Raw genomic sequence first — 10,727 nt, 5'->3', positions numbered from 1 at the left:
CCCCCGGTGCGAAAGCCCGCCGCGCCCGCGAACGCGCGCCCGTCGTGGAAGCCCGCCGCATCACGTGCCGCCGTCCCCGTCGTGGAAGCCCGCCGGGTCCGCCCAGGCGCCGGGTCGGCTCGCCGTACAGGAGACTCCAGAGAGCCGGCCCGCCGTACAAGAGCAGGAAACCTAAACAGCAGGAGAGCGGCTCGGAGTAAGAGATGCGGTGGCTTGGGCGTGGAGGGTGGTGTCGGGGGAGGTGATCGTGGCGTGGGCCAGGAGGCGGGTGTTGCCGCGGTGGGTGAGAGTCCCCGTGACCGTGTAGATCGTGCCGGGGCGCAGCGGGCGGATGTAGTCGACGTTGAGGTTCATCGTCAGGTGCAGCGTGGGCCGGTCGGCGGCGCTGCCACCGGCCATGCTGCAGGCGTCGTCCAGCGCCCCGGCGATGTAGCCGCCGTGGACGACGCCGGAGCGGTTGAGCAGGGCGGGGCCCGGCTCCCAGGTGAGCTCCACCCGGCCAGGCGTGACGAGGCTGAGCCGCAACCCGAGGTGGCGCATGTGGTTGGACAGCGGCACCGTGCCGTCCTGGATCCCGAGCAAGAAGTCGATACCGGCCATCACACGCCTACAGTACGGCCAGTACCCAGGTGCGCTCCTCGTTGAGGAAGCGCACCAGCCGCAGCCCGGCCTCGGCCAGCTCCGCCTCGAGCTGCTCGTCGGTGAGCCGCCTGGAGGAGAACGACTGGGTCCACTCGTCCTCGCCGTGCCGGTAACGCATGGTGGCGTGGAAGAGCCCCGGCGAGACCTCCCGCACGTCGGCCAGTTCGATCGTGAGGCCGTCCTTGGTGCGGCCCTGGCCCGGCCGCCACGCGTCGTGCCGCTCCGCGGGCATCCACTGGATCAGCAGCGCGCCGCCCGGCTTGAGATGGCGCGCGGCGGCGGCCAGCAGGTCGCCGGCCGCGTCGGTGTTGACCAGCTGGGAGGCCAGCGTGACCGCGTCGAAGCGGCGATCGAGCCGCAGGTCCTGGGCGCGGGCGTGCACGGTCCGCGCGCCTTGGATGTGCGCCAGCATCTCGGCGGACTCGTCCACGGCGACCACCTCGAAGCCCAGTTCCACCAGCCGGTGGGTGACGCGGCCGACTCCCGCGCCGATCTCCAGGACGGTGCCGCCGATCGGCACCACCTGGGCGATCAGCTCGGCCTCGCCCTCCGGCTTGAGCAGCGTGTAGAACTCGACGGGGGAGCCGTCGGGGGTGATGGATCCCGGTCCTGTGCCGCTGTTCGGTGTGATCGTCATGCCTCGACGGTAACTCCGGGGGATGATGACGGGGTGCGCCATCTGATCGGAACCGCCGCCGGCCTGGTTGCGCTGCCGCTGGTGTACTACCTGACCGAGGCGGGCGCCCGAGCCCTGCGCGTGGCCTACACGGCCTTCGATCCCGGCACGGCCGGGCTGGCGTGCCTGGCGGGCGCCGCCGCGATCGTCACCGTGGTGTCGCTGTCGCCCGTGGCCGCGCTGGCGTGCGGGCTGCCGCTGGCCATGGCGGGCGCGCTGTTCACCCTCGTGCCCGACTACGCCGCGGGCCTGGCCGCCCGGTTACCGCAGGTAGGGGCGCTGCCGGGCGAGCCCGCCGGCACGCTGGCGGGCGTGGGCGGCCTGTACGGGGTGATCGGCTTCGTACTGGTGTTCTCCGCACTGCTGCCGGGGCGGCTGCGCACTATTCTTGGCGGGTGAGCGGACGCGATCCCGATCGTCGCAGGTCGCTGCTTGACGCAGCCGACCGGGCGATCATGCGCGACGGGCCAGAGGTGTCGATGGCGGCGATCGCGGCCGAGGCGGGCATCACCAAGCCCATCCTCTACCGCCACTTCGGCGACAAGAGCGGCCTGTACCAGGCGCTGGCCGACCGCCACGTGCGCACGGTCATCGCGCAGCTGCGGCCTGCCTTCAGCGAGCCGGGCGCCGACCTGCGCGTGCGCGCCCGGCTGACGATCGCGGTCTACCTCGACCTGATCTCCGCCAACCTGAACCTGTACCGGTTCCTGTTCCACCGGGCCAGCGCCGAGGACACCCGGATCCGCTCGCACATGACATCCCTGGTCCGCAGCCTGGGCGAGGAGCTGGGCGCGGTGTTCGCGGCCGAGCGGGTGGTGCCCGACCCGGTGCGCGCGCAGGTGCTCGGCCACGCCTTCGTCGGCATGGTCCAGACGACCGGCGACTGGTGGCTCGACCACCCCGAGGTCGACCGGGGCGAGGTGGTCGAGGGCCTGGTCGACGTCATCGTCGCCGCCATGGATCCCGTACGGCGGGCCGTACCCAGACCAACGCGATGATCGCGCCGACGGTGCCGATGGGTTGGTGCCGCTGACGTTCCAGTCGAAGTCGCGCGGCCGGAGTAACCCCCTACTCAAGCAGGCCGAGCAGGTCCCACTCGTTCTCGCACACGCGCCGTCCGATCGCGGCCAGCTCCACCGAGCGGGCGCCGCCGCGCAGGTGCCGCATGGTCTGCATGACGCAGATGATCCCCCACTTGAGCACGCCGAACGTCTCCCACCAGCGCAGCGCGTCGCGGTCGACGGGCTGCCCGCCGGCCTTCTCGTAGGCCTCGACCAGCTCGTCGTAGCCGCCGAACCCGCCCACGGGCGGCTGCTCGCCGAAGCGCCAGGCCTTCACGCACAGCCAGCCGAGGTCCTCGATGGGGTCTCCCGCGTGGGCGAGCTCCCAGTCGAGCACGGCCCTGACGCCGTCGGGCCCGACGATGAGGTTGCCGTTGCGGAAGTCGCCGTGCACGACGGTCGTCCGGGCCGTCGCGGGCCTGGTGCGCGCGAGCCTGCGGAAGGCCCACTCGAACACCGGGTGCGGCTCGCCAAGCGCGTCCAGCACGTCCCGCCACTGGGCCAGGGGGTCCTGGGGCGCGTCCTGCGCGACCGCGTCCAGCGGCATCCGGTGGATCGCGGCCAGCGCCCGCCCGCACTGCGCCGCCAGCCGCGGCCGGGCCTGCCGGTAGGCCTCGTCGCGCAGGATCTTGCGCGGGATCGTCTCCCCGGCCACGCGCTGCATGAGGATGTACGGCTCGGCCGCCGCCACGATCCGCGGCACGGGAACGCCCGCCTGCTCCGCCGCCCGCATCAGCCGCGCCTCGGCGGCCAGCCCGCTGCCCGCCTCCAGCGCCGCGCCCGGCGAGTCGAGCCGCAGGACGAGCTCGTGGACGACGCCGTCCGCGACAGCGTCCACCGACCACGTCTCGCGCGAGGCGCCGCCGGGCAGCCGGACCTTGGACGTGACCTCGGTGGCGGGGCCGAGGGCCTGCCGTACGATCTCCTCGACCGTCATCGCAGGCCGAACTCCCAGTTGCCGCCGGCGGAGTAGGCGCCCAGGACGCGGCGGCCCACGGAGTCGATGTGCACCTCGTCGGGCCCGTCGTAGATCCGGCCCGCGCGGGCGTGCCGGTACATCCGGTCGAGCGGCGTGTCGGGGGTCAGGCCCGCCGCGCCGTACACCTGGATCGCGCGGTCGATCACGTTGTGCAGCATGCGCGCGCCCACCACCTTGATCGCCCCGATCTCGACCCGCGCCTCGGACCCGGCGTCGATCGCCTCGGCGGCGTTGAGCGTGAGCAGCCGAGCGGCCTGGATCTCGGTGTAGGAGTCGAACACGTGCTGCCGCATGAGCTGTTTCCTGGCCAGCGGCTCGCCGAACGCGGTCCGCTCGTGCAGGCGGCGGCACATCAGGTCGAAGGCGCGCTGCGCCTGGCCGAGCCAGCGCATGCAGTGGAAGATGCGCCCGGGCCCGAGCCGCTTCTGCGCGATGACGAAGCCGTGGCCGCGCTCGCCGAGCAGGTTCGAGGCGGGCACCCGCACGTCCTCGTAGCGGACCTCGCAGTGCGCGCCGTCCAGGCCGAGCACCGGCGTCTCGCGCACGATGGTGTAACCCGGCGTGTCGGTCGGCACCAGGATCATCGAGAACGCCAGGTGCGGCGGGGCGTCCTGTTCGGTGCGGCACATCACGGTGGTGTAGGCGGCCCGGGAGGCGCCCGTGGTGAACCACTTGTGCCCGTTGATCACCCATTCGTCCCCGTCGAGGACCGCCGCGGTCCTGATCTGGGTGGGGTCGCTGGAGGAGATCTCCGGCTCGGTCATCGCGAAGCTCGGCGAGATGTCGCCGCGCACCAGCGGCTCCAGGTACCGCTCGCGCTGCTCGGGGGAGGCGTTCTCGTGCAGCATCAGCGAGTCCTGCAGCGTGTACGTGCCCAGCGCGATCTGGCCGAACTCGCTGCGCCCCTGGACCTCGTTGACGTAGACGTAGTCGAGGAACGGCAGGCCGCCGCCACCCAGCTCCCTCGGGTGGCCGAGCGCCCACAGGCCCTCCTTCCTGGCCTCCCGCCGCAGCTCGTCCAGGGTCGCCACGTCGCCGGCGTGCAGGGCCGGTTCCGCGGGCTCCACCCGTTCGGTCATGAACTGGTAGACGGCATCCCGGACCGGGCGGACGCTGTCGGGCACGGCGAAGCTCATGAAAGGATCTCAGCGGAAAATCGTTGCCCGGTCAACGGATAAGGGGTCCCTTATGTCGCCGCACGACGTCCCCACGGCCGCCCAGCTCGTCGCCGCGGTCCGCGACTTCCTCACCGCCGACGTGCTGCCCGCGGTCGAGGGCCGGGTCCGCTTCCACACCCGCGTGGCGATCAACGTGCTCGGCATGGTCGAGCGGGAGATCGAGCTCGGCCCTGGCCAGGCCCGCGACCACCGGGTACGGCTGGCGGAGCTGGGCGTGGCCGACGACGCCGAACTGGCCGCCGCCATCAGGGATGGCAGATTCGACGACTCGGCCCTGGTCGACGTGCTCCGCCAGAGCGTCAGGGCCAAGCTGGAGGTCGCCAATCCCGGCTATGTCGAGTAGGGGAGTACTCAGGCGTCCTGCAAGCCGGGAGGCGCACGATGTGCTCATGAACTTGCGCGGGTTCAGAGCCGACGTCCTGACGCGATCGGCCATGCTGCACATCGCCAGATTCAGCCAGACGGGCGAACTGAAGGAGATGGAGAAGGCGACGGCCGCCATGCGCAAAGCCGTCGCGCTGACGTCGGAGGACGATCAGCAGTACCCGGAACGCCTCGCGGACCTGAGCGACACGCTGTCGCAGAGCTTCGACCTCACGGGCCACCGTCCCTACCTGGAGGAGGCGCTGACCCTCCTGAGCAGGGCGCTGGGCACGGCCCCGCCGAGCCACCCGGCGGCGGGCCGGGTCAGGATCAGCGCGGGCATCGCCCGCCTGAACGACTTCCGCGCAGGCGGCCCCTCCGAGCACCTCGACGAGGGGATCGAGCTGCTCGGGCAGGCGGCGGAGATGCTGTCGGGCGACGACGCGAACGCCACCCTCGCCCTCAGCAACCGGGCGGATGGCTACAAGCTCCGTTACATCCGTGACGGCGACATCGCCGACCTGCGCGAACACGCGGCCACGTTACGTACGGTCGTGGCGGCGACCACCGCGGGCGACCACTACCGGTTGTTCCGCGTCGCCAAACTGGTGGCCGCCCTCCAGCTGGTGCGCGACGAGCCCGGCGTCGAAGAGGAGCTCCGGCGGGCGATCGAGACCGTGCGCGCGGGCCTGTCCGGCGTGCCCGAGCCCATGCGCAGGGAGATCCACCTGATCGCGGGCGTGCAGCTGTACGGCGACCTGCCCCCCTTCGACGCCGAGCAGCTCGCGATGCTGCGCCAGGTCATGAGAGATATGCAGCAGCGCGGCGACACCGGGGTCGAGCTGCGCGGCGCCGTCCTCAGCGACCTGGGCAGCGCCGTCGTGGCCCAGGCCATACAGTCGGGCAAGCTTGAGGAGGTCGACGGCGCCATCGCCATGATGCGCGACGCACTGTCCGCCGCCTCGGGGAAAGCGGACAGGGCGGGGCTGCTCACCAATCTCGGCCGGATGCTCGGCCAGCGCATCGAGTGGACCAAGGACCTCGACGGCGTCGACGAGATGGTCGACGTGCTGAGGCAGGCCGTCGACGCCGCGCCGCCCACCCACCCGGATCGCGGTCTCTACCTGACCAACCTCGGCAACGGGCTGGTGCTGAAGCACACCCTGGTCGGCGGCGACGACGTGCTGAAGGACGCCATCGCCGTCTACCGGCGGGCGCTGGAGCAGATCCCGGAGGAGCGGCAGGAGCGGGCCAGGGCGTTGACGGGCCTGGCCTCGGCGCTGTTCGGCGCGCACGAGAGATGGGGCGGCCTGCCCGAACTGGACGAGGCGATCGACAGGCATCGCGCGGCCGTCGCCATCACCCCGCGGGACGACCAGTATCGCCCGCTCTACCTGGCCAACCTGGGCAACGCCCTGTTCCGCAGGCATGAGGCGACCGGCTCCCTCGCCGACCTGGACGATTCGCTCGCGGTCATGCGCGAGTGCGTCGCGCTGGCCCCGCCCGCGCACCCGCATCGCGGCGCGTGGCTGTCCTCGCTGGCCACCGGGCTGTTCATGCGCCACAACAGGACCGAGCAGCGCAGCGCGCTCGACGAGTCGATCACCCTGTTCCGCGAGGCGCTCGAGCTGTCGCCCCGCGAGCACTTCCAGCGGCACCTGATTCTGATCAACCTCGGCAGGGCGCTGCTCGGCGTCGGCACCCTCGCGGCGCTGGACGAGGCCGTCGAGGTCATGCGCGAGGCCAAGCGGACGGCGCCGCCGGGGACCGCGGTGGTCCACCGGGCGGGCTCCGGGCTGGCCATCGCCCTGATCCAGCGGTCCTTCGGCTCGGACGAGATCGAGCTGACGGACCAGGAGCGCCTGGCGGTCATGAGCTGGCTGCTCGACGGGGCGACGGGTGAGCCGCCCGTGGAGGAGTTCGCCACCCGGCGCCGGCTGGAGGAGACGGAGCGACTCGACGAGGCGATCACGCTGCTGCAGGAGGCGATCAAGGAGCTGCCGCCCGGCGACCCCGCCAGGTCGAGGGCCGCCGGCCAGCTCGGCCTGACGCTGACCGTTCAGTACACCCTCACGGGCAAGGGCAGGCAGCTCGACAGGGCGATCCGGCTGCAGCGGGACGCGGTGGAAGGCGTCGCGGAGGGCGACCCCCTGCAGTCGGTGACGCGCTACCACCTGGCGCGCGCACTGGCGGAAAGGTGGGAACGCTCGGGCGACGAGAAGGACCGCGAGGAGACCGTCGCCCAGTACCGGCCCGCCGCCGCTGACGGTATGGCGAGCGTCACCGTCAGCCAGGGCGGCGCCGCCGTACCGGACAGCAGCTGGACCGCCACCGAGCAGCCCACCCAGGCCACCGCCAGCCCGGCGAACACCCGCAGCGCCACCCCGGCGAGGCGGCCCTCGTCACGCGCCGACCACAGCGTCACCGTCGCCAGCAGCAGCGCCAGCGACCCCAGCAACCCGATCACCGCGGGCGTGATGGGCGCGGGCAGCGGCACCCGGTAGCCGAACGCCTGGATCGCCGCCAGCACCATCAGCACCGACCCCAGCACGGCCGTCTGCAGCAGATCGATCCGTTCACGCCGCCGCTGGGCCGCCTCCTGGCGGCGCTGCAGCCGCTCGCGCCGGTCCTGCACCGCCTCCTCGGCCGCCATCGTCGCCTCGGTCAGCCCGTCACGTGCCCGCTCCCGGGCCGCGTCCAGGTAGAGCACGTCGTCGCACAGCTGCTCCGCCAGCCAGTCGGCCAGCGCCACGTCCCGCGCCACCAGCCCGGGGCCCTCCGCCACGTCAGCCGCCGTCAGGCGCATGTTCGAAGCCGCGATCCGCGCCGTGCGCTCCATCTCCCGCAGCCGCGTCGCCATCTGGGTCAGCCCGCCGGGCCCCGCCAGCAGCCCGGCGAGCCGGCGGCGCAGCTCGGCGAGCCCGTCGGCCGGATCCGCCGGACCCGCGGCGGCGCGCGCCCGCAGCAACTCCTCCGCCCGCTCGAGCAACTCGTCGTAGGGGCTGTCCTCCCGTAACCGCGACTGGTGGCGGACCTTGGCCGCGTGCGACAGGTGCACCGCGAACGGCGGCAGCCGTTCGTCCCCGCGCGACCACAGCCAGGCATCGGACTCGTCCTGCCTGCCCGCGACGGCCACCGCGTGGATCCTGCGCAGGAACCCGCCGTCGGGTCCCGCGTCCTCCCAGACCGCCGTGTGCCCGCCCATGACGAGCCCGCGCTCCGGCTCGGGGAGCACCCCGGTGAGCAGCCGGGCCTCGCCGAGCGCCCACTCCGCCGTGTCACTGGCCACCCGCGCCCACCGCTGCTCCAGCTCCGCCCAGCCGTCCTGCCCGCCGGACGGCGCCAGCGCCACCGACAGCACCAGCAGGTCGTGCCTGCGCCGCACGACCGCCTGGAAGACGCCCTCGGCGCGCGACCTCGTCTGGCGGGCCGCCAGTGCCTCACCGCCGCCCCGGGCGTCCAGGCGCAGCTCGTACGGCGCGATCTCCGGGATCGACCAGGTGAGCCCCAGCTCGTCGCCGAGCCGCCGCCACAGCTCGCCGAGCCGCTCCGCGACGCCCTCCCGCCGCGCGGCCACGTACAGGTGGACGACCAGGGCGCGGTCATCCATCAGCGTCGCGGTCCTCGGCGGGCTGCTCCGCCAGCTCGAGGACGAGCTTGTTCAACCGCTCCCTGGTCTCGGGCGGCGCGGGCACCCGCGGCGGGTCGCCCACCCTGGTCCTGATCCGCAGCGGCCCCGCCAGCTCCAGATCGTGTACGGCGGGCGCGATCGCGTCCTCGGCGCCAGAGCTCAGCGTCTGTTCGACGGCGGACAGCGCCCTGTCGACCCGGACCCAGCGCCCCTCCGTCAGCTGCCACTGCGCGACCTGCCGCAGGACCTCCGCCACCCTCGCGCGCTCCATGGCCGCCATCGTAGGAGGGCAGGGAGCGCGGCGACAGACGCCGAGGCCCGCCCCCGTGGACGGAGGCGGGCCTCGTGGAGCCGGACCCCGCTAGTGGGAGCCGGCCAGGTCCAGGTCCTTGACCCCGGGGTCGCCCTCGTCGGCGACGTAGTCGCCACTCGTGGTGGCGTCCTGGCCGTCGGCCACCTTCAGCGCCTTGAACAGCAGCGTGCCGAGCACCGCCACGACCAGGTTGACGATCAGCGCCAGGAACCCGGCGTAGATCGTCATCTTGGTGTCGAAGCCCAGGTTGCCGAGGGGGAACGCCGAGCCGCCGAAGTGCAGCTTGCCGTTGGCCGGGTTCGGGATCTGGTACAGCATCCAGGTCCCCGCCGCCAGGCCGAACGCCCAACCGGCGATCAGGCCGCCCTTGTGGAACCACCGCGTGTACAGGCCGAGCGCCACCGACGGCAGCGTCTGCAGGATGATCACGCCGCCGATCAGCTGCAGGTCGATCGAGAACTGCGGGTCGAGCAGGAGGATGCACAGCACCGCGCCCACCTTGACCACCAGCGACACCAGCTTGGAGACCTTGGCCTCCTGGGCGTCGGTGGCGTCCTTGCGGATGTACTCGCGGTAGATGTTGCGGGTGAACAGGTTCGCCGCCGCGATCGACATGATCGCCGCGGGCACCAGCGCGCCGATGCCCACCGCGGCGTAGGCCACGCCCGCGAACCAGTCGGGGAACATCTGGTGGAACAGCATCGGGACGATCGTGTTCTTGTCCGTGCCCACCATGGGCGTCTTGGCCGCGATGGCCATGTAGCCCAGCAGCGCGATCAGGCCGAGCAGGAAGCTGTAGGCGGGCAGCGCCGCCATGTTCCGCTTGATGACGCCGCGGTTCTTGGAGGCCAGCACGCCGGTCAGGCTGTGCGGGTACAGGAACAGCGCCATCGCCGAGCCCAGCGCCAGGGTGATGTACTGCAGCTGGTTGTTGGCGTTGAGCAGGATCCCGTCGGCCGGCGCCGGGGTCTTGGCGAACTTGGCCGCCGCGGCGTCGAAGATCGAGCTCCAGCCGCCCAGCTTGGCCGGGATGTAGATGACGGCCGCCAGGATCACGATGTAGATCAGCGAGTCCTTGACGAACGCGATCAGCGCCGGCGCCCGCAGCCCCGACTGGTAGGTGTAGGCCGCCAGGATCGCGAACGCGATGACGATCGGCAGGTGCCCGGTGATCCCCATCGCCTTCAGCACCGACTCGATGCCCACCAGCTGCAGCGCGATGTACGGCATCGTGGCCACCAGCCCGGTGATCGCGATCAGCAGCGCCAGCGTCGGCGAGCCGAACCTGGCCCGGACGAAGTCGGCCGGCGTGACGAAGCCGTGCACGTGCGACACCGACCACATCCGCGCCAGCACCAGGAACACCAGCGGATACACCACCACCGTGTACGGCAGGGCGTAGAACCCGATCGCGCCGGAGGCGAACACCAGCGCGGGCACGGCCACGAACGTGTAGGCCGTGTACAGGTCACCGCCGACCAGGAACCAGGTGATCCAGGAGCCGAAATTACGGCCGCCCAGGCCCCACTCGTGCAGGCTCTCGATGTTGGAAGGCCGCCGCCAGCGCGCGGCCACGAACCCCATCACGCTGACCAGCAGGAACAGCGCGCCGAAGACGACGACCTCGGTGACGTTCACGCTCATTTGGTCATCCTGTACACGATCGTCGTGGCGGCCACGCCGACCGCGATGAAGGCGATCTGCAGCCAGTAGAACAGCGGGAAGCCCGCCAGGCGTGGCTGGTCGGCGTTGAACAGGAACGTGCACAGCGGGAGCACGATCGGCACGATCAGCAGCCAGTTCCACGGGCTGCGGTCGCTACGTGGCTGCCCGGGGTCCCGGGTCGTCATGAATAACCTCCATATGACAGAGACCAGCCACTTT

The 10,727-nt window shown here is 72.0% G+C and carries 11 protein-coding genes; 3 read left to right on the top strand and 8 right to left on the bottom strand.

What is annotated here, in order from left to right; translation table 11 throughout:
- Window positions 1-171: 171 nt before the first annotated feature.
- Both KIK09_RS00485 and KIK09_RS00480 read right to left on the bottom strand, forming a co-directional pair.
- A complete protein-coding gene (locus KIK09_RS00485; RefSeq protein ID WP_250572572.1) occupies window positions 172-600 on the bottom strand; it encodes a PaaI family thioesterase in 429 nt (142 codons plus the stop codon).
- Between the two features lie 7 nt (window positions 601-607).
- Complete coding sequence (locus KIK09_RS00480; protein ID WP_214316604.1) at window positions 608-1,279, bottom strand: class I SAM-dependent methyltransferase; 672 nt, start codon at window positions 1,277-1,279, stop codon at window positions 608-610.
- A gap of 33 nt (window positions 1,280-1,312) precedes the next feature.
- On the opposite strand from KIK09_RS00480, the gene KIK09_RS00475 reads away from it, so the two are divergent.
- Complete coding sequence (locus tag KIK09_RS00475) at window positions 1,313-1,717, top strand: hypothetical protein (RefSeq protein ID WP_214316603.1); 405 nt, start codon at window positions 1,313-1,315, stop codon at window positions 1,715-1,717.
- A complete protein-coding gene (locus KIK09_RS00470; protein ID WP_214316602.1) occupies window positions 1,714-2,316 on the top strand; it encodes a TetR/AcrR family transcriptional regulator in 603 nt (200 codons plus the stop codon). Before KIK09_RS00475 ends, KIK09_RS00470 begins: the two co-directional genes overlap by 4 nt.
- 70 nt (window positions 2,317-2,386) lie before the next feature.
- Here KIK09_RS00470 and KIK09_RS00465 read toward each other — a convergent pair whose 3' ends face one another.
- Together KIK09_RS00465 and KIK09_RS00460 are read right to left on the bottom strand one after the other, a co-directional pair.
- The gene (locus KIK09_RS00465; protein WP_214316601.1) at window positions 2,387-3,316 is read right to left on the bottom strand and encodes a phosphotransferase family protein; all 930 of its coding nucleotides are present in this window, start codon (window positions 3,314-3,316) and stop codon (window positions 2,387-2,389) included.
- Window positions 3,313-4,494 (bottom strand): acyl-CoA dehydrogenase family protein, encoded by a 1,182-nt coding sequence (locus KIK09_RS00460; RefSeq protein WP_214316600.1) that lies wholly within the window; start codon window positions 4,492-4,494, stop codon window positions 3,313-3,315. The genes KIK09_RS00465 and KIK09_RS00460 overlap by 4 nt, the downstream gene beginning before the upstream one ends.
- Window positions 4,495-4,546: 52 nt before the next feature.
- On the opposite strand from KIK09_RS00460, the gene KIK09_RS00455 reads away from it, so the two are divergent.
- The gene (locus KIK09_RS00455) at window positions 4,547-4,879 is read left to right on the top strand and encodes a DUF6285 domain-containing protein (protein ID WP_214316599.1); all 333 of its coding nucleotides are present in this window, start codon (window positions 4,547-4,549) and stop codon (window positions 4,877-4,879) included.
- Window positions 4,880-7,066: 2,187 nt separating this feature from the next.
- Here the strand turns inward: KIK09_RS00455 and KIK09_RS57235 are convergent.
- The 4 genes from KIK09_RS57235 to KIK09_RS00435 form a co-directional block, all read right to left on the bottom strand.
- Entirely contained in the window at window positions 7,067-8,509 is a 1,443-nt protein-coding gene (locus KIK09_RS57235) for a CATRA conflict system CASPASE/TPR repeat-associated protein (RefSeq protein WP_250572466.1), read from the bottom strand.
- Window positions 8,502-8,801, bottom strand: a complete 300-nt coding sequence (locus tag KIK09_RS00445) for a CATRA system-associated protein (RefSeq protein WP_214316597.1) — start codon at window positions 8,799-8,801, stop codon at window positions 8,502-8,504. Before KIK09_RS00445 ends, KIK09_RS57235 begins: the two co-directional genes overlap by 8 nt.
- Before the next feature lie 90 nt (window positions 8,802-8,891).
- Entirely contained in the window at window positions 8,892-10,487 is a 1,596-nt protein-coding gene (gene mctP, locus KIK09_RS00440) for a monocarboxylate uptake permease MctP (RefSeq protein ID WP_214316596.1), read from the bottom strand.
- Complete coding sequence (locus KIK09_RS00435) at window positions 10,484-10,693, bottom strand: DUF3311 domain-containing protein (RefSeq protein ID WP_214316595.1); 210 nt, start codon at window positions 10,691-10,693, stop codon at window positions 10,484-10,486. Before KIK09_RS00435 ends, mctP begins: the two co-directional genes overlap by 4 nt.
- Between the last annotated feature and the right edge of the window lie 34 nt (window positions 10,694-10,727).

This window comes from Nonomuraea sediminis (assembly GCF_018531495.1).
Classification (GTDB): domain Bacteria; phylum Actinomycetota; class Actinomycetes; order Streptosporangiales; family Streptosporangiaceae; genus Nonomuraea; species Nonomuraea sediminis.
The sequence above is the reverse complement of the archived record's forward strand: the minus strand, read 5'-3'. Positions and strand labels throughout refer to the sequence as shown.

Excerpts from the sequence above, each read along its gene's own strand:
- KIK09_RS00465 (WP_214316601.1), bottom strand. The coding sequence starts at position 3,316 with ATGACGGTCGAGGAGATCGTACGGCAGGCCCTCGGCCCCGCCACCGAG.
- KIK09_RS00435 (WP_214316595.1), bottom strand. The coding sequence starts at position 10,693 with ATGACGACCCGGGACCCCGGGCAGCCACGTAGCGACCGCAGCCCGTGG.
- KIK09_RS57235 (WP_250572466.1), bottom strand. The coding sequence starts at position 8,509 with ATGGATGACCGCGCCCTGGTCGTCCACCTGTACGTGGCCGCGCGGCGG.
- KIK09_RS00455 (WP_214316599.1), top strand. The coding sequence starts at position 4,547 with ATGTCGCCGCACGACGTCCCCACGGCCGCCCAGCTCGTCGCCGCGGTC.
- KIK09_RS00460 (WP_214316600.1), bottom strand. The coding sequence starts at position 4,494 with ATGAGCTTCGCCGTGCCCGACAGCGTCCGCCCGGTCCGGGATGCCGTC.
- KIK09_RS00445 (WP_214316597.1), bottom strand. The coding sequence starts at position 8,801 with ATGGAGCGCGCGAGGGTGGCGGAGGTCCTGCGGCAGGTCGCGCAGTGG.
- mctP (WP_214316596.1), bottom strand. The coding sequence starts at position 10,487 with ATGAGCGTGAACGTCACCGAGGTCGTCGTCTTCGGCGCGCTGTTCCTG.
- KIK09_RS00485 (WP_250572572.1), bottom strand. The coding sequence starts at position 600 with ATGGCCGGTATCGACTTCTTGCTCGGGATCCAGGACGGCACGGTGCCG.
- KIK09_RS00480 (WP_214316604.1), bottom strand. The coding sequence starts at position 1,279 with ATGACGATCACACCGAACAGCGGCACAGGACCGGGATCCATCACCCCC.